The organism is Paraburkholderia terrae (assembly GCF_002902925.1).
Lineage (GTDB): Bacteria > Pseudomonadota > Gammaproteobacteria > Burkholderiales > Burkholderiaceae > Paraburkholderia > Paraburkholderia terrae.
Genome location: NZ_CP026112.1, coordinates 2,523,082 through 2,544,834, shown reverse-complemented (window position 1 = coordinate 2,544,834; position 21,753 = coordinate 2,523,082). Strand labels below are relative to the sequence as shown.

Below are 21,753 nucleotides of genomic sequence, written 5' to 3'. Positions count from 1 at the left end.
AGTACTCCCTCGGAGTTTAAGAGATCGGCCTGTGCATCTTTCGCCAACCGACAGCAGTCTTCGCACGAACAGAGACAGGTTCGGCTCGTTGCAACGATCAACCGATCTGGATGCACTCGACGAATGCCTTTCCAGCGTTGCTGTCATATTCATTGTTGGTCAGGCGAAACACCGTCACAACGCACATGCGTAGGCGACGGACCAGCAACGCAGACGAAAGTTGTATGCACTCCCGCTGGCCCATCCCGGTGACGTATCAGCTATTCGCCTTCAATGATGGCGGAGTGCCTTGCTGAACCTTCCAGTGCAGGCAAGGACACATCCCGTAGTTGATACATTTGTGGCTGATCGTAGAAATGGCGACCTGTTATTCTGTTTTTATGTGGTTACGCACGATGGTGTTGTGCGCCCATGACCACCGGCACCGCTTTCGCCGGAATGTGCCGTCTTACTCCGTTAGCCACGTTCGGTGGGGACCTGTCTAACCCGTGGTGCGCCGATACAGCCTCTCGACGTCGCGCACTATCCGCCCACGGCGGCTTTCCTGTTGAAGCAGCCTTATGAGATTGTCTGGCGTCGCAATACGCAGGTTCAGATCGGCGGCTCAGGAGCACGCGTTCCGGATGGACTACGCGCGGCGCTTCTTCGGACAGCGGAGGCTCGCCATCACAATCTTCACCGCGTTGTGGGTCGTGTTTTCCATCCACGACTTCGGGCGATTAGACGTACTCGATCCCTCCCATCTGCACCACAAAGAACTCATTTTCCTGAGAATCACCGGGACGATCGGCATGACGGTGCCCGTGCTGTTGTGGAGCCCACGCGCACTCGACGAGTGCTGGGCCGTCGGGCTGCTCAGTGTCTGGACGATCGGTTGCTGGTTCGCGGTCCTGAGAATGGTACAGATCTATCCGGGCGACCTGGCCTGGCGGGAAGCGTACCCGATCCTGACGTTTGCCCTTTTCATGATATTCATGGCCTTCCGGCTTCGAGTAATCACGGCGGCGTGGCTGATCGGGCTATGCGTCGTCAGTTACCTTGTCATGCTCTATCTCAAGCCCAGTGGCCAGAGCGTCGAGGTGCGCGTGGAGTCGGTGATTGCGCATGCCACGATGGTGCCGATGATGTATATCGTCGGTTTGCTAGTCAGCATTCCGCTGGAACGTGCCGCGAGGCGCGAATTCATGTATCGGCGCACCTTGCGCGCGGCCAAGGCGCGCGTCGAAGCGGCGTCACGCGCAGTCAACGAACAGAACCTACGCATGCAAGACCTCGTCAGGGAGAAAGAGCGGTTCTTCTCATCGGCGTATCACGACATCCAGCAGCCACTCGCTGCGATAAACCTCTTCATCCGCAGCGCGCGGATAAAAATCGAAGGCGAACAGGCCGCAAGCCATGATCTCGACGTCATCGAGGAAACGGCACGCGACATTCTCGACATGTTCAAGGATATTCAGGACTATAGCGAACTGGGCTCATACGTCCCGCACGTGGCGCCAGTCGATATGCAGACCGTGCTGACGGAGGTTTTCGAGCAATACCTTGAATCGGCAAGGACGCGGGGCATTGAATACCGAACCAGCGTGCGTCGGCGCCGCCCGCCTCCCATTGAAAGTGACCGCTCCCTGTTCAAGCGGGCATTGTCCAATCTCATATCGAATGCGATCAAGAACACGTCGGCGGGGGGAGTCGTCGTCGGCTGGGTGGAGATCGGGGAGCGGCTTCGCATCGATGTATGGGACACGGGTGTCGGTATCCCCGCCGTGCATCGGGATGCGATATTCGCCGAGTACTATCAGATTAACAATCCTGGTCGCGATCGTTCGAAAGGCCTGGGACTTGGGCTGTCGATCGTCCATCGGGTTGTCGGGATTCTGCCGAAGCACAGTATGCGTTTCTGGTCGGTCGAAGGGCGCGGATCGCGCTTTTCCCTGTACGCGCCGATATCGAAAATGACGCCGGTCGACGAGACGGACGATCGAAAGGACAGCGCGTGCAAGTCGGTCCTCAAGGACAAGTACATCCTGCTTTGTGACGACGAACCAACCGTTCTCGAAGGCCTGCGCCGGTTGTTCCACAGTGCTGGCGCACTGGTGGATACCGCCGGGTCAATGGCGGGATTCGAAGCAATTCTCGCCGACGATGGCCGCGCACCCGACATCATTGTCACCGATATCCGGCTGCGCGACGGGCCGACTGGCATTGAGGTTGCCGAACGGATCAGGCAGCATTTCGCCTGGGCGGGCGTGCTTCCCGTCGCATTCATCACTGGCGAACTGGTGTCTCCGCACGCACTTCGCGATTTCGCCGAGCCGTTCGTGCTGTTGCGGAAGTCTTCCGCACCGGAAAGCACGCTCGCTGAAGTCAGTCGGTTCGTTGGTGCCCAACGGCCGACGGGCTTCGATCATGTGCGGGATCCGTGACTGGCGGGACGCCGAGTTTGATCCCTTTATCCGCCAGCATGACGATGAGTTCCGTACGGCGCCGCAGATTGAAATGCGCGAGCAAATGACTGATGTATTTTCGTACCGTAATGTCTTCGAGCCCCATTCTCAGCGCAATCGCCTTGGACGGAAGCCCGCGCACCAGCCACGCCAACGTTTCGAACTCTCTCGGCGTGAGTCCCAGCTCGGATGCGCTGCTCATTTCCGAATTACAGCTCGGCTGTGCGCGCCCAGGTCCACTTACCGGAGCCTCGTCCGTGCCCATGTCGCACCTGAGCCGTGCGATGCTGGCGGCGGGCAGGAACACGCCCCCGGCAAGCACCGCGCTTATCGCTGCATGAAGCGCTTCGGGAGGCGACGACTTGGGTACGTATCCCATGGCGCGCAGTTCGATGCATCGACTGATGGTTTCCACACTCTCGTCCGCCGATATCACAATCACCGGTAACGACGGTCGCAACTCCTTCAATTCGGCAAGCGCGTCGCAACCGTGACCATCGGGAAGATCGAGATCGAGAAAAACGATGTTCAGGAACTCGCCGAGCGCATGATGCATGCCCTGCGACAACGTACTCGCGTGCAGCAACTCGATGCTCGGAAACAGCTCTCTCAGCAGCAGCGCCAATCCGGCTCTGAACAGCTCGTGATCATCGACGATCAGTACGCGCATCACATCGTCTCCCGGGACCGCTTTCGAAGCGAACTGCAATGACACTGCTGATGATGCTACATCCGTAGCAGTCGTCCGCTGTGTTCAACACGAATAGTACACGCAGGGCCCCTATGTCACGGACGGGACGGTGGCGGCTGACCCATGTGGCGTTGCCTCGAAAGTGGCGGTTTCGCCCGTCACTCGACACTCACCGCTTGACCTGATGGGCGAACGGCTGGAGGACCTTGAAAGGAACCGTTTAGGTCGCGCGGGAGCAGGGGGCCGCAAGGGGTCGGCAAGGAGCATTCGACTTTCTCGACAGCGGCCATTCGCGGCCGACGAATTTGACCGATCTGTTTCGGTCTTCGAAACGGCACTTGTGCGTAATGACACAGCAATGCCACAAACAGACGGGAAACCCACCAGACGGGCTCTAGTATCTCGTTTCAAACTCAGTGCAACCAGGGCGTTGGGCTCTGAGTCTTGTAGACGCTTCGTATCTTAGAAGTGTGGTCAACGGTGTGCCCAAATCTCGCCCATAATCCAGACAGATCGCCCGGAAACCCTTGTAAAGCCGTGATAGTCCCGAACTTGACCGGCGCGAGACTATTCCGTAAAAATCATGAAGTTAGGTTGAGTTCTGGGTGAGGTGATTGGACTCCTCATCCGGTGATCCGTCATTCTTCACTTCAATTCAGCGAACTACAGGTTTTGCCGCTGATTGTTGGGCCCGAGAGTGGCCGCTGATAGAAGTCGTCCAGGATGCCCTGATTCCGGGGTGGAACCTCGACAGCTCGCTGAAAATACAATTCGTCCCAAAGCAGTTCTGCCGATTCATTGGTGGGAAAGTCCCCGGGGCTGTCATAGATTTTGTGTTCAAGGCATAACATGTAGCTCAAGGAGCATGTATGCCACGCAAACCCAAGACGACCACCGAAGCGCAGACAGCGTTGCCGTCCATTCCGAAGGAACTAATCGACCAGTTCGTGAAGGGGCCGATGACGGCCGAAGCGGTGCATGCCGCTTCGGCGGCGTTCAAGAAGGCGCTGATCGAGCGGGCGCTGGGCGCCGAACTTGGACACCATCTGGGCTATCCGGCGGGTGCCGTGCGGCCAGAAGATGCGACCAACCAGCGCAACGGCAAGAGCGGCAAGACAGTGCTGACCGACGACGGTCCGCTACGCCTGGAGATTCCCCGTGACCGCGACGGCAGCTTTGCGCCGATCCTGATTCCGAAGCACGAACGGCGTTTTACCGGCTTTGACGACAAGATCATCGCGATGTACGCCCGTGGCATGACAGTGCGCGAGATCCAGGGGTTTCTGGCCGAGCAGTACGGTACCGATGTATCGCCGGAATTCATCAGTTCGGTGACCGATGCCGTGATGGACGAGGTGAGTATCTGGCAGGCGCGTCCGCTCGAGCCGATGTACCCGGTAGTGTTCTTTGACGCGCTACGCGTCAAGATCCGCGAGGAAGGGATGGTGCGCAACAAGGCGATCTATCTGGCGCTGGGCATCCTGCCGGACGGCACACGGGACATCCTGGGGCTGTGGATCGAGAACACGGAAGGCGCGAAGTTCTGGATGAAGGTATTCAGCGACCTGAAGGTGCGTGGCGTGCAGGACATCCTGATCGCAGTCACCGATGGACTGAAGGGCATGCCTGAAGCACTGGGCGCGGTGTTTCCGGCCACCACGCTCCAGACGTGCATCGTGCACCTGATCCGCCACTCGCTGGACTACGCGAGCTGGAAAGACCGGCGGGGGCTGGCTGCTGCCCTCAAGCCGATCTATTCGGCAACGGGCGCTGAAGCTGCGCAGACCGAACTGGATGCGTTCGAACAGGGTGAGTGGGGCCAGAAATTCCCGACGGTGGTGGCCGCCTGGCGTCGGGCCTGGGATCGCGTGATCCCCTTCTTCGCGTTTCCGCCAGCGGTTCGCAAGGTGATCTACACGACCAATGCCATCGAAAGTGTCAATGCCCGGCTACGCAAGATCGTCAAGACGCGTGGGCACTTCCCGACGGACGAGGCCGCGACCAAACTGCTATGGCTGGCCTTGCGCAATATCACGGCTGACTGGAGCCGTGCCGCGCATGACTGGAAAGCCGCGATGAACCAGTTCGCGATCCTCTACGAGGATCGCTTCACAAGGAATCATTTGTAGAATGCAATTGACGAGCCTGCCAGATGGCAGGCTTTTATCTGCCTTGCACACAAAAATTCAGACACTCCCAAGTCCCCGGAAAACGGCGCGTTCGCCAGCGCGTCATGGCTCGCGCCCCTGAACTTCCCGGGCTTGCTCCTGTTCGATCCGTCTGTGCAGGTCAAGCTGGACGGGATGCCAACGCGCTCACTCCTCGAAGGAAAACCTGACGCCGCGCTCTACGGAAGCTCAGCACGATTCCGCTTGGCCTCCAGCAACTGAATCAGCAGTTCATCGCGCTGTCGAAGCATTTCCGGAAAATCGTACGACTCCAGTTCCGCACTAACGCCTGCCGCAACTAACTCGATGTAATCATCCGTCTCGGGATACTTACCCAAGTCTCTGGCCCACTCGCGCTGTGCCGCACCCAGATGCTGCAGCACATGCGTAATTCCACCAGCGCCACCAGAAGCGTGGAGATTGAGAAACGGACCCAGCAGCGCCCATCGAAGGCCAGGACCATGGGAAATCGCCGCGTCGATGTCTTCTACGGAAGCGATCCCGCGCTCCACCAGACTAATCGCCTCCTGCCATATCGCGGCCTGAAGCCGGTTGGCGATATGACCTTTGATCTCCTTGTTGATCCTGATGACCTTCTTGCCCGTCGACGCATAGAACGCCATCGTCTTCGCGATGTTGTCAGGCGATGTGAGGCTACCCCCGCAGACCTCCACTAACGGAATGATGTGGGACGGGTTGAACGGATGTCCCAACACGATCCGTTCCGGGTGTTTCGCGCCAGCCTGAATCTCGCTGATCGAAAGACCCGAAGACGACGAAGCGATGATGGTCTCCGCCTTCGCCGCCGATTCGATCTTCGCGATCAGTGCCTGCTTGACGTCCAGACGCTCGGGGCTGCTTTCCTGAATGAAACCGGCATCGCGCACCGCCGCGCCCAGGTCCGTCGTGAACGTCAGATTGTCGCGAGAGGCGCCCTCCGCCAGTCCCAGGCGCTCGACCGCCGGCCAGCTATCGTCGATCCAGTTGCGCAGGCGCGATTCGGCTCCTTCGCCGGGGTCCGTTGCCGTGACGGCGAAACCATGAGCGAGGAAGTGCGTCGTCCAGCCTGCGCCGATCACACCCGTGCCCACGATGGCGACGGTGGTGGGTCGCTTCGTCATTGCCTAAGCCTCCATGCCGACAGCGTGGATCGTTTCGCGCAGCGGCTGCAGACCGATGATTTCGCGCGCCTCGGACGGCGTTGCTGGCTCGTAGCCCATTTCGCGCACGAGGCGAACCAGCCGCTCGACCAGCTGGACGTTGGTCGCGAGTTCACCCTGCCTGTAGTACAGGTTGTCTTCGAGTCCGACGCGCACATGTCCGCCAAGCAGCAGCGAGTTCATCGCGGCAGGCAACTGCGCCGCGCCGATGGCGCTGACGTTGAAAACGGTGTTGCGCGGCAGGTGGTCGACCATCGTCTGCAACAGCCGCGGCGTGTAGGGCAGCGCGCCCTGGAACGCGTTGGCGCCGATAACAATATTGATAAAGTGCGGCGCGTCGTCGAGGCCCTCGTTGATCGCGCGCTGAACGTCCTGAACGATGTCGGCAAGGCCAAACACCTCCCATTCGGGCTTGATGCCGCGCGCTTTCATCATCTCCGCGATCTGCCGGATTCGTGAAGGCGGCGTTGCCACCAGGATTTCCTTGCCACCGAAACTCGCGATCACCGTCTGCGCATCGAGCGTACACATCTCGACGCCATCACCCTGCATGCCCCTCAGACGCTCTTCCCACTGGATTTCCCACAGGCCGTTGTCGAGTTCGCGAACCATGTCGCCATTGATGCCGCCGCCCGTCGAGTTGTTGAGAATGATGTCGCACCTGTCCCGGATCAGGCGGTTGATCTGGCTGTAGATCGCCGGATTGCAGGTGGCTTCGTCGTCGGGACGTCGTGCGTGTACGGCAACCACACTGGCGCCCGCGTTGTAGCAGCGATACGTGTCGTCTGCGATCTCCTGCGGCTGCGTGGGCAGGGCGGGATTCATTTTCTTGCTGGCCATGCCGCCCGTCGGGGCAACGGTCACGATGACTTTGGGCTTGCTCATATTGATGCTCTCCAGAGAATAAAGTACTGAATGTTCGTTAGCGCGCGCTGGCGCCTTCGCCTGGGCCGACTCGAAGCGCGCTTTTGGGCAGGCCGAGGAGAATCGTGAGTCCGCCGCAGATGACGAGTGCCGTCAAGCCCATAAGTCCCATTTGAATGCTGCCTGTCGCGCCCTTGATCATGCCGATCAGCGTCGGACTGACAAACCCGCCGAGGATGCCCAGTGAACTGATCACCGCGATGCCCGCTGCGGCAGCGTTACGGTCCAGATACGTCGGCGGAATCGACCAGAACAGCGAGCCACCGCCAAAGATAAAAAACGATGCAACGCAGAGCACGACCATGACGGGAACGACAGCAGTACCGAGATACGAAGTCGACGCCAGTGCAATTGCACCGAGTGCCAACGTTCCGCCCACATGCCAGCGGCGCTCCTTGAAGCGGTCCGAACTGCGGCTGATGACGAGCACGCCCAGCGCACCGAAGATATAGGGCACTGCCGTGTACCAGCCAATCGTCGCGATCGGGGCGATGCCGAGACCTTTGATCATGGTCGGCAGCCAGAAAGTCAGCGTGTAGACGGCGCAGGCGCAGCAGAAGTAGATGAACGCAAGCACGTACGTCTTCGGGTCCGCCAGCGCCGCAGCGATGCGTCCATGATGTCCGGCCTTCGCCTCACCACGATGGTCGGCAGCGAGAACTTTCTGCACCATCGACTTCTCGGCGCTGTTCAGCCACGACGCACGGGCCGGACCGTCCGGAAGCATGCGATACAGCACGAATCCCAGCAAAACAGTCGGCAGCCCTTCGACGAGGAACAGCCATTGCCAGCCGTGCATGCCGCCCAATCCTTCCATGCCGCTCATGATGGCGCCCGACAGCGGGCCACCCAGCACGCCCGTAATCGGCATGCCGAAGAGGAACAGACCCGTGACCCGGCCGCGCCGCTGGCTCGGATACCAGTACGTCAGATACAGAATGATTCCGGGGAAGAAGCCAGCTTCGAAGACGCCGAGCAACAGCCTGATCGCGTAGAACTGCCACGGCGCCGAGACGAACGCGGTCGCCGCGGAGGCCATGCCCCACAGCACCATGATTCGCAGGAAAGTCAGCCTCGCACCGATCTTTTCGAGCAGCAGATTGCTGGGCACCTCGAACAGCAGATACGTCACGAAGAAAATGCCCGCGCCGAGTCCATACACAGCATCGGAAAACGCCAGATCGTGTTTCATCTGCAACTGCGCATAGCCGATGTTGATCCGGTCGAGGAACGCGCAGACGTAAGCGACGAGGATGAGCGGCATGACGCGCCAGCTTATTTTCCGGAAGACTGTGTCTTCTACCATCTCGTCTGACGAATTCCCGACGAGCGCGGCTGTGGACGATAACGAACGGGCGCGAATCATTGCGTGTCTCCTGACCTTGTATGACACGCATTATTTCGGGCGACTGCCTGCACGACTGTCGATGGCGCGACAGTCGCGGACAGCGTAAACACCAAGTCGTAATAGACGCGGTGCTACCGGGCCAGATCCTGAAGCCCGGGCAGATCCAGCACGACGATGCCGCCGTATTCGGTGCGTACCAGACCCGCGTTCTTGAAGCGGGTCATCGCCTTGTTGCACGTCTGCCGCGAGACGCCGGCGAGGTTGGCGAGTTCTTCCTGGGACAGTTGCAGATGCGCCGCACCGCTCGGATTGGACAGCGGATGCACCATGCCGACGAGTGCTCTGGCGACAAGGCTATCCGTATCGAGCAGGCCGTACGCCGCGACGGCGCCCATGAACCAGTGCAGCCGCTCGTTGACCCGCAACAGCAAAAAATCGTTGAACGACGGATGGTGTTCGCGCAGCCATTCGAAGGTCGCGCGCGGAATCTGTGCGACGCGGCTATCGCGTAACGCGATGAGATCCGACTCGCGCGGCAGGTTGCGAATCAACGTGCCTTCTCCGAACCAGCTGCCGACAGACTGGCCACCCAGCGTCACCGTTTGTCCGTCGCGGGCCGTGATCGACCATTTGATCAGCCCTTCGAGCACGCCGAACCAGACAAGTTGACGCTCGCCATGATGCCCAAGAACCTGACCGGCTGAGACCGCGCGCTCGGATGCTTCAGCGCGCACGCGGGACTTTGCGGCATCGTCCAGCTCGCCGAACCACGGCGACTGCGCGAGCAGTTCGTCGAGGGTGAGCGACACCGTGACCGTCCGCTTTTGCCTCGTCATATCGTCACTCCAAAGGGAGTTGAACGGCTTCGATGCGAACTGTCGCCGCATCGACAGTGTTGCGCAGGCGACCCGCGCACAATGGCTGAACTGAAAGCAGGAGCATGGACCCGTGAGTAAAGAAACTGTCTATCGTATCGACGTGCAATTCGGCGATTGTGACCCGGCCGGAATTGTTTTCTTCCCGAACTTCTCGCGCTGGATGGACGCAGCGTCGCACGATTATTTTATACAGTGTGGCCTGCCGCCATGGCGGGAGATGCAAGCGCTGCCGCATTGCATCGGCGCGCCGTTGCTCGAAGTTCATACGCGTTTTCACACCTCGGCAACCTATGGCGAAAGTCTGGTGGTGCATACGCGAGTCGAGGAATGGCGCGGCAAAGTCTTTATCCAGAGCCATCGGATCATGCGCAACGATACGCTGATCTGCGAAGGGCGGGCGACGCATGCCTTGTGCGTCAAGCAGAGCGATGGACGATTGAAGGCCGTCCCTGTGCCTGAATTTGTCCGTGCTGCCTGCGAATCGGTCGAGAACGTAGCGTATTAGTGGAACGTGTCGGAGGTGGAAATTGAGCGTGCAGAAAGTACTTGTGACGGCAGGTGCATCAGGTATCGGTCGGGAAATCGTCCGTGCTTTCGCAAACAACGGTGCAAAAGTGTTCGTGATCGACGTCGACGCGAGTGGATTGTCGGCGCTCGCGTCGGAATCGCCGGACATCGACACTGCAGTTTGTGACAATTCCAGTCGTGCCGATATCGAACGCGTAGTGCCGGAAGCCGTTCGAGTTCTGGGCGGGCTGGATGTACTGGTAAACAACGCGGGCATCTCGGGACCGACATTATCGGTTGAGGACTACGATCCCGCTGCCTGGGATGCCGTCATGCAGATCAACCTGAATGGCACCTTCAACGTCACCCGGCTCGCGATCCCTCATATCAAGCAGTCGCTTGCGGGGTCGATCATCGTGATGTCGTCGGTGGCGGGTCGTTTCGGTTATCCGAATCGAAGCGCGTATTCCGTCAGCAAGTGGGGCTTGATTGGTTTCACGAAAACGCTTTCGCGCGAACTTGGCGAGTCCGGCGTGCGTGTCAATGCGATCCTGCCCGGTGCAGTGGAGGGCGAGCGTATCGAGAGAGTTCTGGCGGGACGCGCGCAGGTGAGCAGGCGGTCCGTGGACGACGAGCGACGGGACGCAATGTCGATCCAGTCGTTGCAACGCTTCGTCGATCCGCGGGACATCGCGGCGATGGCGGTCTTCCTTGCATCGGACGCAGGCAAGTCGATCTCAGGGCAGATGCTGCCCATTGATAACGACATGCAGCAGGCGTCCTGAATCGCTAGTCAATCGTGAGATCGTGAACTTGCACGGTCGGCGCCTTGACGTGAACGCTCGCCCCGGTCGGAGAACGAGACCACCAGTGGCAAAAGTCAGTTTGCCGTGCCGCTATTGCGTCATCACCCATTGAATCAACTGATGGGCATCCTCTGCTGAAATTGGCCCGCCGCGTTCCGACGGCAGCGGCATGGCGGTATCGCCCCAATGCGCGCGCCCACCCTTTCTGAGCTTGATTTCGAGCATCTGTGTCGCGTTCGGTACGTTGCGGTAACGGTCGGCAATCTGATGAAACGACGGTGCAAGAAAGGGCGCGTCGGATGTGTGACAGAACATGCAGTGATGCTGATCGACCAGGTCGCCCGGTTCATTCGATTGGGCCCAGACTGGACTCACACCGGCGAGGACAATGCTCGACGCGCATGCAAAGTATATGAGGGGACGTGCATGAATCACGGCAAGAACTCCCTTTGTCTATCCAAAATTTATTCTGTTTCGATCACTGAAGGAAAATTCAGCGACGTCAGTCGACGACATCCCGCAAAGCTCGCCGCGGCGAATGCTCCGCATGTGGGCCACGGCCAACGCGCAGCAGCAACTGCGGCATGGCATCGACGTTCAACAGGACCTTGAGCTGATCGCGCAATGTGGCGACTTCGATGGGCTGATTCAGATACGACGCTGTCAACCCTTTGGACGCAGCAACAAGCAACATACGTTGAAGGGCCTGCCCTGCAGCCAGCCACGCCTCGCGGTCGTCACGCATCGTGGCAATGCCTACGAGAAGGGGGGAGCCTTCGACGAGCCGTTGATGCGTGGCAGGTGTCCCGGCACCGACGTCGAATACGCGCACCACTGACGCCATCAGCGGCATTGCAAAATCGAGCAGACCGCCGACGGCCGTTCCGTACGCCGGCATGCCGTCGGCGAGCCGGCGCGGATGAATCCAGCTTGCCAGTTCGCGACGAAAGCGCGGATCGGCAAACTGCATACTGTCAGCTTCCGCGATCAGCTGTGCGATGGACTGGCGGGAAGACTCCTCGTCTACGCAGATTGCAATGGCGCCTTCCGCGTCGCATGCGGCGATCATCTCGTTCTTGAAGGATTCGGCTATGGATTCATTGGCGAAGGGGGCACGGGTCGTCACGCGTTTCGTTACCGCACTGAACAGACTCGCCAGGGACGCGTCGCGAGGCCCTTTAGTGGTGACCTTGATGCGCGCGACGATATCGGGATCAAAGTCCGATGGGAACACGCTAATCGAATAGGCGAGTCCGAAATGACTCAGCGCGACGCGCAAATTGAATAACGCCGCGCCACAACTGATGAGCAGCTCGCGATCGAATGGATCGACGACGGGCAACGCGCGTGTGCGGTCGGCACAGAGCTGGACGGTGTCCTCATCGACAATGAATCGCCAAGGTTGCGCGTTGTGATTCGAAGGGGCAAGCACGGCATATTGCAGTGCGAAGCGAATCTGTTGCTCCATCGGCGCGAGGGCGTCGAACAGGTGCTCGTCGATCTGCCACGCAGAGGTGGACACGGGCGCGCTCATCGGAATGTTCCTTTCTGTCCTTGATGGACTTTCATTCATCGTGGCACGCAACGTGGCGGAGCATTTGAGGCAGATCAATCGACCTGTTGCAAGTACACACCTTTTAGAGATCGTCCTCGTCGTCGTTGAGTTTGTGGCGGATCGCATAGCGTACGAGGGCGGTTTCGTTGGGCATTTCCATCTTGTCGAGTATGTGGGTCTTGTTAGTGATACGGGAAGGCGGCTTGATTCAGGTCAATCCATACCGGTGATGCGCGACTAGATTAGGTAGGAGAGCTTTTGCGATTCACCGACTGTGGAGCATTGATCATGAAGCGGGAATCCCCGTTGCAGAAACTTCCCGGCGTCGAGGCGCCGATCGACAGCTTTAGTGCGTGGTTGCGTCCATATCAGGACGCGATCGTGCGTGGCGCTGCGCCCTCGCATGATGAGCGTGTAGCCCAATCGCCTGCACGTCAGGCCGCTGGAGCGGGAGCCTGACATGGAAAATGGACGTGTGGCTTTTGTCACGGGCGGCATGGGCGGGCTTGGGGCGGCGATCAGCAGGGCGCTGCACGATGCCGGCATTACCGTGGCCATGTCTTACTCGACTCGCAACGATCACGTGGCGACGTGGCTGATGAAGGAACGTGATCAGGGCCGTCACTTTCACGCGTACGAAGCCGATGTCAGCGATTTCGATTCGTGCGAACGCTGCGCGCAACGCGTACTCGATGAATTGAAGAAGGTGGATATCCTGGTCAACAACGCCGGCATCACACGCGATATGACATTCGCCTGCATGACCAAAGCGGATTGGGATGCCGTGCTGCGAACCGATCTCGATGGACTGTTCAACATGTCCAAGCAGTTTCTGCCCGGGATGATCGAGCGTGGCTATGGCCGTATCGTCAACGTCAGCTCGGTAAATGGTTCGCGGGGCGCGTTCGGACAGGTTAACTATTCGGCTGCGAAGTCTGGCGTGCATGGCTTCACGAAGTCGTTGGCGCTGGAAGTCGCGAAGCGCGGTATCACCGTGAACACCGTGTCGCCGGGTTATCTGGCAACGGCGATGGTTCAGGCCGTCCCTCACGACATCATGGAAACAAAGGTTTTGCCGCAGATACCCGTTGGGCGGCTCGGACGCCCGGAAGAGATCGCAGCGCTCGTGGCGTTTCTCTGCTCCGATGAAGCGGCATTCATGACGGGCGCCAATCTCGCGATAAACGGCGGCATGCACATGGAGTGAATCCGGCGTTGCCGTTATCGCCCGATCACCGCGACGACCGATGGAGACCAACGTGTCAGAACCTCGCAGCACGATACTCGTGGTGTATTACTCGCGCACCGGCACGACGCGTCGAATCGCGGAGATGCTGGCGGCGGAACTTGGCGCCGATATCGAGCCTATCTGTGAGCAGGGTGCGAACGTGTCGCGCGCCGGTGCGCGCGGCTACCTGCGTTCGCTGATCGATGCGCTGTGCCGGCGTCGGGTCAGGATCACACCTGCGATGCATGATCCGTCGTGCTATGAGATGGCCGTGGTGGGTTCTCCTGTGTGGGCAAGTCACGCTTCGGCTCCCGCGTTGGCATGGCTCGCGGAACACGGCGAGCAGATCCAGCACGTCGCGCTGTTCTGCTGTCTGGGCGGCCACGGTGCGGGGCCGGCGTTGAAGCAGTTGGCCGGCGCGGCGCGTAAAACTCCTGTGGCAACCTGTGCGATCACGACGCATGACTTACATGAACGTCTTGATGGCAATCTGCGTCAGAGCTTCGCGCGGAAAATCAGGCACAAGCTGGCGGCCCGGCTGGAAGCGGAATGGGGCGTTTGAAAGGGAAGGGCGAAGGACGGCACGCGTCGAGCAGTATGGGACAAGGACAGGCGTCGCGGATTCCTTCACCACGCCTGTCCTGTCCGCGCGCTAGTCGAGCGCAAGCACGACGCGCCCGTCGACGGTTCCCTCACGCAATTGCCCGAGCACCTTGTTGATGTTCTCGAGGCGGTCTCGATGGATATGCGCACGAACGCTGCCTTGCGCGGCGAAATCGAGCGACTCCTGCAAATCGCGTCGTGTGCCGACGATCGATCCGCGCACCGTAATCCCATTGAGCACGGTCGAGAAGATCGGCAACGGAAAGTCGCCGGGCGGCAGGCCGTTCAACGCGACCGTTCCGCCACGCCGCACCATGCCGAGTGCCTGTGCAAAGGCGCTTCGCGATACGGCTGTCACCAGCACGCCGTGCGCTCCACCGATTTCCTTTTGAATAGTGGCTGCGGGGTCCGTCGTGTTCGCATTGATCGTCAGCTTCGCACCCAGTTTGCGTGCGAGCGCCAGTTTCTCGTCGGAGATGTCGACGGCGACGACGTGCAGGCCCATCGCGATCGCATACTGCACGGCCACGTGACCCAGGCCGCCAATGCCTGAGATGGCCAGCCACTGGCCAGGGCGCGTGTCCGTCACGCGGATGCCTTTATAAACCGTGACACCGGCGCAGAGAATCGGCGCGATTTCGTCGAATGCGACGTTATCGGGCAGATGTCCGACATAGTTCGGATCGGCGAGCACGTATTCCGCATATCCGCCGTTGACCGAGTAGCCGGTGTTTTGCTGGTCGTGACACAGCGTTTCCCAGCCGCTCAGGCAATGCTCACAGTAGCCGCAGGCCGTATAGAGCCAGGGCACGCCCACGCGGTCGCCATCCTTGACGTTCCTCACGCCGCTGCCGACCGCGGCGACATAGCCCACGCCTTCATGGCCAGGAATGAAGGGCAAGGACGGCTTGACGGGCCAGTCTCCGTCGGCGGCATGCAGATCGGTATGACACACGCCGGACGCCTTGATGTTGACCAGAATCTGGCCCGGCCCGACTTCGGGAACCGGGACTTCCTCGATACTCAGCGGCGCACCGAATTGATGGACGACGGCGGCCTTCATGTAACGCGTCATGTGATCCTCCTTCAAAAAGTCACTGCTACAACATGGATCGATAGTAGTGGTAGCGGCTGGCACGCGGCACGAAGGCGCGTCGTGCGCTCAAACCGCGCTAGACGCGCAGCGAGCCGCGAAATGCACCGAAGTCCGTGCGTGACCGGCGACGCGCGGGCGAACCGTCGAGGGGCTGGTCTGCATCGGCATGAAAGGCTTGCGCGAGGTTGAACAGAATGGACTTCGTCATCGTGCATTGCTCGTGTGAGCTCCGTCCTGTCGAGCGTAGAACGGTTCGCGCTCCGTCCGTTGATCCCTGTCAACCGGTTCGCGAATAGAACCGGTTTTCAGCGGCATGCGAGGGAATCGGACAGTCATTGACCAGGATCAGTTGTGACACGTCGCGGGCTGTTATCTTGAAGGGGTTCACGAATTCGCTGCGGAGCAGAAAACGTGTCGATCCAGCATGGTCAACCCGACGAACAGACCGGGCGAGCTGTTGCGGCCGGGCGGGTGATCGCGGTATGCGGCGCCGCCAACGGTGTCGATTTCACCGGGCAGGATGAGATCACTTCCGAGATCGCCGGCCTCGCGACGACAGCGGCACGGACGCCACTGCAATCGGGCGCGCAGGGGGGGTGAGATGGCACGGATGAACATCGGGCTGTGTATCGCTCTCGTCGGTTTGGCATGGCTTGCTGCGTGCGCAACGGCGTCGCGCGACACGGCGTTCCGTGCCGAAGAAGTCGAACTCTTCCATGCTCGCCAGGAAGCGGACATTGTCTGCACCACGGCGCCCGCCTGCGACGAAGCGTGGGCGCGCACGAGAACGTTCATTGCGGCGCATTCGGCGACGCGGATCGTGCAGGCCGACGATGCCGTGATTCAGACCGCGTTTCCGCATGCGTTCGGCTATGTCTATCTGGCCGCGTCGAAAGACGCCGACGGCAAGGGCGGGGCGGCCATCCGGCTGAAGGCGATGTGCCGCGGAATGTACGACAGCGACGGCGATGCCGGGCTGCTGTATGCGACATGCGCGAAGTCGGTCATTTCGGTGGAGAAGGGTTTCAGGGCGTGGCTGGAGAAGCGGGGCGAATGATCACAGTTCTGCCCCGTTCACTCGGCAGGACGGCACCTGCCGCCGTCATGATGTCGATGTCGTGGACTGCGAATCGGGGTTAAGCCGACGAAGTTGCGCTGGATTGATCTGCATCAGCCCGCTTGCCCGGTTGCGGGTCGAAGCTTTCTTCTGGTGACGCGACCTACGCTTCGTTTCGAGGAGATGCGCGATGAAATCAGACCGGCAGTTGAAGAAAGAAGTCGAGGAAGAACTGGAGTGGGATCCCGCTGTGACGGCGACGGACATCGGGGTCGAGGTGACGGATCGCGTCGTCACGCTATCCGGTCATCCGCCGAGCTACGCCGAAAAGCTCGCTGCCGAAAAGGCCGCACATCGCGTGGCCGGGGTGCGGGCCGTTGTGGTGGAGATGGAGGTGCGGCTGCCCCAGAAGGACGAACGCACCGACGAAGACATCGGCAGAGCGGTACACGATATCGCGCACTGGACGGTCGGCCTGCCCGACGATTCAGTGAAGGTGCAGGTCGAGAAAGGCTGGGTGACGTTGACAGGCGTGGTGGATTGGGCGTACCAGGCTCATGTGGTCGCGCGCGCAATCGGCCACATGCGCGGTGTGCGGGGTGTCCACAACCGGATAGAGGTGCGCGGCAAGGTCGGGTCGGAAGACATCGCCTCAAAGATCGCGCAGGCGATGCAACGGCATGCCGAGCGCGAAGTCAGGCACATCGCCATCGACGTAAAGGATGGAACGGTGACGCTGACAGGCAAAGTCGGTTCTTACGCGGAACGGGCTGTCGCGAGAGGGGCCGCGTGGAGTGCGCCCGGCGTGCGAGCGGTTGTCGACGATATCGTCGTCGAATGACGTCGTGTCTGCAGCAGCCGTGCTTTCCGCGCGACTGCGATTCAAAAGGAGCATGCGATGGCGATGTCGGGAAACGTGCAGGACGGCGCATGGTCTGTGAACGTGCAGACGGAACCTGCCGAAACGGGCGGTTATCAGTCGACAATCCACGTCAGGCACTCGTCGCCGGAAGGCGACTTCGAGCATACCTTCCGCCACGGGAGGAAATTCAACACCGAACGGGATGCTGTGCTCGACGGCCTGCGCGAAGGGACGACGTGGATAGGTCTCAAAATGGCGCGAACCATCAAGATGTGAAGGCGCGGTGCGCAGTCGGTTACCGTGGGAACCGCCGGCTGCGAGCATACTGCTGCGCCGCCCGGGTGTCCGCCCGGTCAGCAACGCGTCGCGCAGCGCGGAGGGCAAGAACCGGCCGTCAACGCGGAAGGCGCCGTAGAGACGGCGCGAGGCGTCATGTTTCGTCTAGTCTGCCGCCGTTTCGCCGCTGCGTGCCAGCAGAATCGGCGTGTCGACGAGCCGGACAGTGCGCGCGGCCACGCTGCCGAGAAGCCAGCGCTCGATACCGCGTCTGCCATGCGTGCCGAGAACGACCAGGTCGGCATTCCATTCCGCTGCGTCACGTACGATCGTGTGCGGAACATCATCATGGCTTCGATGCGTCTTGATCACGGCGGTATCCGCGATGCAGCCCTGATCGGAGCAGATGTGCGTCGCGCGTTCGATGGCCGCGCAACCCTGGTCCAGATACGCAGTTTCCAACATGTCGGCGGCCCCGCCATCGAACAGATGGACGGCACGATCCACCACGTAGATCGTGCGCAGCCGGGTATCAGGACCAGCGATCTTCAGACCCGTGCGCAAACCGGCGAGCGAGCAGGCGCTGCCGTCCAGCGCAAAGACCATACGCATGGGCGGCCGGTCGGTGGGAACGCGGCTGTCCTCGGGCACCAGCAGCAAGGAGCAGGTCGCGCGCCGCGCCACGGGTTCCGACACGGTGCCTTCGATCCAGCGCAGCAATCCATGATGATGCCGCATGCCCATCACGAGCAGGTCCGCATTCCAGTGCGATGCCGTGTCGAGCAACGCATCAGCAGTATTGCCGTGATGAACAGAAAGATCGACCAGCCCAAATTCCAGCTCTATCCCTGCGAATATGGCTTCGATTTTCGCAAGCGCGGCGCGGGCATCGCCGATGATCTCCTCTCTCGCCGCCGCTAGAAACCCTTGCGCCGTCGCGCCGAGAGGGAACAGCGTGCGCGGGTTCTGTGCAACCGTCACCAGCCTGATTTGCGCACGCCCGGCGAACAATGCTTTTGTATATTCGGCTGCCCGCAAGGTCGCCTCCGAGTCGTCCACGGCCAGCATGATGCGCTGAAACGCGCTCTGGGTAGACGAGGCGGCGTTCGATGTTTGAGCCATGATGATCCTCCGTCTGGCAGCGTCCCGATGTATCGATTCTCCGTTCTGCGCGGCGATCGCGATTGACGTCGATCAACTTCGCCCGTTTTGCGCGGTACGCTGAAAGCGTGCGATGTTCGGCGCGCTACCGAGCCATTTGCGGAGAATCAGCCATGAAATCGTACAGCCAACTGCGTCAGATGAGAAATGGTTCATGCCTGCTTTGAGAACGGAGATTCGAAGCGCTATTGGTGCGGGCGACAGCTTCCTTGCCGGGATGATCTGGGTCATGTCAATGGGAAGAGACCACGCCCGTTGGTTGCGCGTGCGTGACCGCCGATGTGAAAGCTTGAGGTTGGCGCATCGGCACGGGAGGCCTTGTGCGACGTGTCAGGTAGTGCCGATTCTTTACTGAGAAGGTTGCAGTTATTCGTGTAAACCCAGGCGGGAGAAACGCGGTGCCGTAAGAACCGGGTAAGCGCGCGCTCTTAATGTACTACCTGGCGCACGACAATAACGACGCATCGAAGCCCACGCGCGAAAGCATTGCACCGAATCCCCATCGGGACACGCGGTGCGTAAAGACGCCCCTCGTTACGACCATGGCCGGAAGAGGGCGCTTGTCAGTCAGCGAAAGCTGCCCATGCAGGAGACGAAGATGGATGTGAAACTCGCAGAGAAAGTGAAATCGAGCGCGGCGTATCGCGAGCTGGTGCGAAAGCGCTCACGGCTTGGGTGGACATTGACCGCCCTCGTGTTGTTCGTCTATTACGGCTTCGTTCTGTTGATTGCCTTCGACAAGCAGTTTCTTGCTGCAAAGATGGGCGCGGGCGTGATGACGTGGGGCATGCCGCTTGGACTGTTCGTTATCGTATTCACGGTGGTTATCACGGGTTTCTATGTTCGTCGCGCCAACAGCACATACGATGAACTCACCGAGCAGATCAAGCGGGAGGCAGCATGATCGCACGACGTCTTTGCGCCTTTACTGCGCTGTCTGTCTTCTCATCGTATTGTTTCTCCGCTGGCGCGGACATGGGCCAGACGGTCAAACAGCCGACCAACTGGACGGCAATTGCGATGTTCGTCGTCTTCGTGGTCGCGACGCTTTTCATTACCAAATGGGCTGCGAGACGGACGCGCTCCGCCGCCGAGTTTTACACCGCGGGTGGCGGAATCACGGGTTTCCAGAACGGACTGGCAATCGCCGGAGATTTCATGTCGGCTGCTTCGTTCCTGGGCATCTCGGCAGCCGTCTATGCAAATGGCTATGACGGTCTCATCTATTCGATCGGTTTTCTGGTTGGCTGGCCGATCATCACGTTTTTGATGGCCGAAAGACTGCGCAATCTCGGCCGTTTCACGTTCGCCGACGTGGCTGGATATCGCTTCAAGCAGGCGCCGATCCGCGCATTCGCCGCATCGGGTACGCTCGTGGTCGTGGCGTTCTATCTGATCGCGCAGATGGTCGGTGCCGGGCAGTTGATCAAATTGCTGTTTGGACTCGAGTATTGGGTCGCGGTGGTGATCGTGGGTGCGCTCATGATGGTTTATGTGCTGTTTGGCGGTATGACGGCAACAACCTGGGTGCAAATCATCAAGGCGTGTCTGCTGCTTGCAGGCGCCTCGTTCATGGCATTTATGGTGCTGTGGCAGTTTCATTTCAGCCCTGAAGCGCTCTTTGCGAAAGCCGTCGAAGTGCATGAGAAGAAGGCGTCCATCATGGGTCCGGGCAATTTCATCAAGGACCCGATCTCGGCAATTTCGTTCGGAATTGCACTGATGTTCGGCACGGCTGGGCTGCCGCACATCCTGATGCGATTCTTTACCGTGCCTAACGCCAAGGAAGCACGCAAGTCGGTGTTCTGGGCAACGACATGGATCGGCTACTTCTACATCCTGACCTTCATCATCGGCTTTGGCGCCATCGTTCTTGTCAGCACGAACCCCGTGTTCAAGGATGCGGCGGGCAAGCTGCTGGGCGGCACGAACATGGCTGCCGTGCATCTTGCGAGTGCGGTGGGCGGCAACGTGTTTCTCGGGTTCATTTCGGCGGTGGCTTTCGCAACGATCCTGGCCGTCGTCGCGGGTCTCACGTTGGCCGGGGCATCGGCTGTGTCGCATGATTTGTATGCGACCGTCTTCAAGCATGGCAAGGCAGCGAGTGCGAACGAGCTGTTCGTTTCGCGCGTTACGACTGTCGTGCTGGGTATTGTCGCCGTCGTGCTCGGGATCGTATTCGAGAAGCAGAACATTGCATTCATGGTGTCGCTGGCGTTTGCTGTGGCGGCGTCGGCCAACTTTCCGGTGCTGTTCATGTCGGTTCTGTGGCGCGGTTGTACCACACGTGGTGCGACCATCGGCGGCTTTCTCGGGTTGGTTTCTGCCGTATTGCTGACGGTTCTCTCGAAAGCGGTGTGGGTGGATGTGTTGCACTTTGCGACGGCGCCATTCCCCTACGCATCGCCCGCACTCTTTTCGATGGCGATCGGCTTCGCTGGCATCTGGCTCTTCTCGTTGACAGATAGATCCGCTCGTGCGCGCATCGATCAGGCCGGATTCGAGGCGCAGTCGGTACGCTCGGAAACCGGGATTGGCGCGGTGGAGGGCGCAAGTCACTAAGCCGCGAATGGGGAGAGGCGTTGAGGCGACCTGACGCGCACGCTCGGCGCGTATGGCAAGAACACACGAGTTCCATTGTTGTGGCTGTACGGCCCCAACGACTCGATCTGGCCGGTTACGTTGACTACGAAGATGTACACGGCCCATGTGGCTCAGGGCGCGAGCGCCATGCTGACATCAGCCCCGATGAGGTCGAGCGGATTCACCTGCAGACCGGGGTGCGGATGGGCATGTTGATCCCGCACCTGGATCCGGTCGCGCCCAACGCTGCACAAACAAGGAGGCCCGCCAGCGGGGAACGGACTGGCGGGCCTGAAGCCGTCAAGGGACAAGACCTGACGGCATTCCTCTCAGAAGGAACTTCTGACGCACATCTTCTCTTAACGCTTACCCCGTGCTGTGGTGCTGTCTTTAACTGTTCGAAGGG

General features: G+C 60.1%; 22 protein-coding genes and 1 pseudogene. 12 read left to right on the top strand and 11 right to left on the bottom strand.

The window, feature by feature from the left end; genetic code table 11:
* Positions 1-623: 623 nt before the first annotated feature.
* On the top strand, positions 624-2,423 hold the full coding sequence (locus C2L65_RS27730) for a hybrid sensor histidine kinase/response regulator (RefSeq protein ID WP_042317302.1): 1,800 nt from the start codon (positions 624-626) through the stop codon (positions 2,421-2,423).
* Here the strand turns inward: C2L65_RS27730 and C2L65_RS27725 are convergent.
* On the bottom strand, positions 2,365-3,114 hold the full coding sequence (locus C2L65_RS27725; protein ID WP_103254583.1) for a response regulator transcription factor: 750 nt from the start codon (positions 3,112-3,114) through the stop codon (positions 2,365-2,367). The genes C2L65_RS27730 and C2L65_RS27725 overlap by 59 nt on opposite strands.
* Positions 3,115-4,004: 890 nt before the next feature.
* Here C2L65_RS27725 and C2L65_RS27720 point away from each other — a divergent pair.
* Positions 4,005-5,264 carry an IS256 family transposase gene (locus C2L65_RS27720; protein WP_103254517.1) on the top strand — a complete coding sequence of 420 codons (1,260 nt, stop codon included), beginning with the start codon at positions 4,005-4,007 and terminating at the stop codon, positions 5,262-5,264.
* 218 nt (positions 5,265-5,482) lie between these two features.
* On the opposite strand, the gene C2L65_RS27715 is transcribed toward C2L65_RS27720, so the two are convergent.
* The 4 genes from C2L65_RS27715 to C2L65_RS27700 all read right to left on the bottom strand — a co-directional run bounded on the left by C2L65_RS27715 (position 5,483) and on the right by C2L65_RS27700 (position 9,571).
* Positions 5,483-6,424 carry a 3-hydroxyacyl-CoA dehydrogenase NAD-binding domain-containing protein gene (locus C2L65_RS27715; RefSeq protein ID WP_042316402.1) on the bottom strand — a complete coding sequence of 314 codons (942 nt, stop codon included), beginning with the start codon at positions 6,422-6,424 and terminating at the stop codon, positions 5,483-5,485.
* A gap of 3 nt (positions 6,425-6,427) precedes the next feature.
* Positions 6,428-7,348, bottom strand: a complete 921-nt coding sequence (locus C2L65_RS27710; RefSeq protein WP_042316400.1) for a beta-keto acid cleavage family enzyme — start codon at positions 7,346-7,348, stop codon at positions 6,428-6,430.
* A 37-nt stretch (positions 7,349-7,385) separates the two neighbouring features.
* Complete coding sequence (locus tag C2L65_RS27705) at positions 7,386-8,753, bottom strand: MFS transporter (RefSeq protein WP_042316398.1); 1,368 nt, start codon at positions 8,751-8,753, stop codon at positions 7,386-7,388.
* Between the two features lie 113 nt (positions 8,754-8,866).
* Complete coding sequence (locus tag C2L65_RS27700) at positions 8,867-9,571, bottom strand: Crp/Fnr family transcriptional regulator (RefSeq protein ID WP_042316395.1); 705 nt, start codon at positions 9,569-9,571, stop codon at positions 8,867-8,869.
* Positions 9,572-9,683: 112 nt separating this feature from the next.
* Here C2L65_RS27700 and C2L65_RS27695 point away from each other — a divergent pair, with 112 nt between their 5' ends.
* Both C2L65_RS27695 and C2L65_RS27690 read left to right on the top strand, forming a co-directional pair.
* Positions 9,684-10,118, top strand: coding sequence for an acyl-CoA thioesterase (locus C2L65_RS27695; protein WP_042316393.1), 435 nt, complete (start codon positions 9,684-9,686; stop codon positions 10,116-10,118).
* Between the two features lie 28 nt (positions 10,119-10,146).
* On the top strand, positions 10,147-10,905 hold the full coding sequence (locus C2L65_RS27690) for an SDR family oxidoreductase (protein WP_233446561.1): 759 nt from the start codon (positions 10,147-10,149) through the stop codon (positions 10,903-10,905).
* Between the two features lie 111 nt (positions 10,906-11,016).
* Here C2L65_RS27690 and C2L65_RS27685 read toward each other — a convergent pair whose 3' ends face one another.
* The 3 genes and pseudogenes from C2L65_RS27685 to C2L65_RS46720 form a co-directional block, all read right to left on the bottom strand.
* Positions 11,017-11,316, bottom strand: a complete 300-nt coding sequence (locus C2L65_RS27685) for a c-type cytochrome (RefSeq protein ID WP_233446604.1) — start codon at positions 11,314-11,316, stop codon at positions 11,017-11,019.
* Positions 11,317-11,428: 112 nt separating this feature from the next.
* Entirely contained in the window at positions 11,429-12,460 is a 1,032-nt protein-coding gene (locus C2L65_RS27680) for an Acg family FMN-binding oxidoreductase (protein WP_042316385.1), read from the bottom strand.
* 103 nt (positions 12,461-12,563) lie between these two features.
* Positions 12,564-12,668: pseudogene (locus C2L65_RS46720) on the bottom strand (DNA-binding response regulator); the annotation flags it as partial.
* A 273-nt stretch (positions 12,669-12,941) separates the two neighbouring features.
* Here C2L65_RS46720 and C2L65_RS27670 point away from each other — a divergent pair.
* Both C2L65_RS27670 and C2L65_RS27665 read left to right on the top strand, forming a co-directional pair.
* Positions 12,942-13,688 carry a beta-ketoacyl-ACP reductase gene (locus C2L65_RS27670; protein WP_042316380.1) on the top strand — a complete coding sequence of 249 codons (747 nt, stop codon included), beginning with the start codon at positions 12,942-12,944 and terminating at the stop codon, positions 13,686-13,688.
* A gap of 52 nt (positions 13,689-13,740) precedes the next feature.
* Positions 13,741-14,271: a flavodoxin family protein gene (locus C2L65_RS27665; protein ID WP_042316406.1), complete on the top strand. Its 531-nt coding sequence runs from the start codon at positions 13,741-13,743 to the stop codon at positions 14,269-14,271.
* Between the two features lie 90 nt (positions 14,272-14,361).
* Here C2L65_RS27665 and adhP read toward each other — a convergent pair whose 3' ends face one another.
* Together adhP and C2L65_RS47105 are read right to left on the bottom strand one after the other, a co-directional pair.
* Complete coding sequence (gene adhP / locus C2L65_RS27660) at positions 14,362-15,387, bottom strand: alcohol dehydrogenase AdhP (protein ID WP_042316378.1); 1,026 nt, start codon at positions 15,385-15,387, stop codon at positions 14,362-14,364.
* A 97-nt stretch (positions 15,388-15,484) separates the two neighbouring features.
* Complete coding sequence (locus tag C2L65_RS47105; protein WP_255221916.1) at positions 15,485-15,616, bottom strand: hypothetical protein; 132 nt, start codon at positions 15,614-15,616, stop codon at positions 15,485-15,487.
* 203 nt (positions 15,617-15,819) lie between these two features.
* On the opposite strand from C2L65_RS47105, the gene C2L65_RS27655 reads away from it, so the two are divergent.
* The 4 genes from C2L65_RS27655 (at position 15,820) to C2L65_RS27640 (ending at position 17,603) form a co-directional block, all read left to right on the top strand.
* Positions 15,820-16,008 (top strand): hypothetical protein, encoded by a 189-nt coding sequence (locus C2L65_RS27655; protein WP_042316375.1) that lies wholly within the window; start codon positions 15,820-15,822, stop codon positions 16,006-16,008.
* 1 nt (position 16,009) lies between these two features.
* On the top strand, positions 16,010-16,465 hold the full coding sequence (locus tag C2L65_RS27650) for a hypothetical protein (protein ID WP_042316372.1): 456 nt from the start codon (positions 16,010-16,012) through the stop codon (positions 16,463-16,465).
* 190 nt (positions 16,466-16,655) lie between these two features.
* Positions 16,656-17,306, top strand: coding sequence for a BON domain-containing protein (locus C2L65_RS27645; protein WP_042316370.1), 651 nt, complete (start codon positions 16,656-16,658; stop codon positions 17,304-17,306).
* Between the two features lie 57 nt (positions 17,307-17,363).
* Positions 17,364-17,603 carry a hypothetical protein gene (locus C2L65_RS27640; RefSeq protein ID WP_042316368.1) on the top strand — a complete coding sequence of 80 codons (240 nt, stop codon included), beginning with the start codon at positions 17,364-17,366 and terminating at the stop codon, positions 17,601-17,603.
* 165 nt (positions 17,604-17,768) lie between these two features.
* Here C2L65_RS27640 and C2L65_RS27635 read toward each other — a convergent pair whose 3' ends face one another.
* Positions 17,769-18,725 (bottom strand): universal stress protein, encoded by a 957-nt coding sequence (locus C2L65_RS27635; protein ID WP_042316366.1) that lies wholly within the window; start codon positions 18,723-18,725, stop codon positions 17,769-17,771.
* Positions 18,726-19,362: 637 nt separating this feature from the next.
* On the opposite strand from C2L65_RS27635, the gene C2L65_RS27625 reads away from it, so the two are divergent.
* Positions 19,363-19,668 carry a DUF485 domain-containing protein gene (locus C2L65_RS27625; RefSeq protein ID WP_042316404.1) on the top strand — a complete coding sequence of 102 codons (306 nt, stop codon included), beginning with the start codon at positions 19,363-19,365 and terminating at the stop codon, positions 19,666-19,668.
* Positions 19,665-21,326: a cation acetate symporter gene (locus C2L65_RS27620; protein WP_042316364.1), complete on the top strand. Its 1,662-nt coding sequence runs from the start codon at positions 19,665-19,667 to the stop codon at positions 21,324-21,326. Before C2L65_RS27625 ends, C2L65_RS27620 begins: the two co-directional genes overlap by 4 nt.
* Positions 21,327-21,753 lie beyond the last annotated feature (427 nt).

Bases quoted from the DNA above. Each gene is read 5' to 3' on its own strand.
- C2L65_RS27715 (WP_042316402.1), bottom strand. From the start codon at position 6,424: ATGACGAAGCGACCCACCACCGTCGCCATCGTGGGCACGGGTGTGATC.
- C2L65_RS27640 (WP_042316368.1), top strand. From the start codon at position 17,364: ATGGCGATGTCGGGAAACGTGCAGGACGGCGCATGGTCTGTGAACGTG.
- C2L65_RS27730 (WP_042317302.1), top strand. From the start codon at position 624: ATGGACTACGCGCGGCGCTTCTTCGGACAGCGGAGGCTCGCCATCACA.
- C2L65_RS27650 (WP_042316372.1), top strand. From the start codon at position 16,010: ATGGCACGGATGAACATCGGGCTGTGTATCGCTCTCGTCGGTTTGGCA.
- C2L65_RS27670 (WP_042316380.1), top strand. From the start codon at position 12,942: ATGGAAAATGGACGTGTGGCTTTTGTCACGGGCGGCATGGGCGGGCTT.
- C2L65_RS27720 (WP_103254517.1), top strand. From the start codon at position 4,005: ATGCCACGCAAACCCAAGACGACCACCGAAGCGCAGACAGCGTTGCCG.
- C2L65_RS47105 (WP_255221916.1), bottom strand. From the start codon at position 15,616: ATGACGAAGTCCATTCTGTTCAACCTCGCGCAAGCCTTTCATGCCGAT.
- C2L65_RS27710 (WP_042316400.1), bottom strand. From the start codon at position 7,348: ATGAGCAAGCCCAAAGTCATCGTGACCGTTGCCCCGACGGGCGGCATG.
- C2L65_RS27625 (WP_042316404.1), top strand. From the start codon at position 19,363: ATGGATGTGAAACTCGCAGAGAAAGTGAAATCGAGCGCGGCGTATCGC.
- C2L65_RS27645 (WP_042316370.1), top strand. From the start codon at position 16,656: ATGAAATCAGACCGGCAGTTGAAGAAAGAAGTCGAGGAAGAACTGGAG.
- C2L65_RS27705 (WP_042316398.1), bottom strand. From the start codon at position 8,753: ATGATTCGCGCCCGTTCGTTATCGTCCACAGCCGCGCTCGTCGGGAAT.
- C2L65_RS27635 (WP_042316366.1), bottom strand. From the start codon at position 18,725: ATGGCTCAAACATCGAACGCCGCCTCGTCTACCCAGAGCGCGTTTCAG.
- adhP (WP_042316378.1), bottom strand. From the start codon at position 15,387: ATGACGCGTTACATGAAGGCCGCCGTCGTCCATCAATTCGGTGCGCCG.
- C2L65_RS27700 (WP_042316395.1), bottom strand. From the start codon at position 9,571: ATGACGAGGCAAAAGCGGACGGTCACGGTGTCGCTCACCCTCGACGAA.
- C2L65_RS27680 (WP_042316385.1), bottom strand. From the start codon at position 12,460: ATGAGCGCGCCCGTGTCCACCTCTGCGTGGCAGATCGACGAGCACCTG.
- C2L65_RS27725 (WP_103254583.1), bottom strand. From the start codon at position 3,114: ATGCGCGTACTGATCGTCGATGATCACGAGCTGTTCAGAGCCGGATTG.
- C2L65_RS27620 (WP_042316364.1), top strand. From the start codon at position 19,665: ATGATCGCACGACGTCTTTGCGCCTTTACTGCGCTGTCTGTCTTCTCA.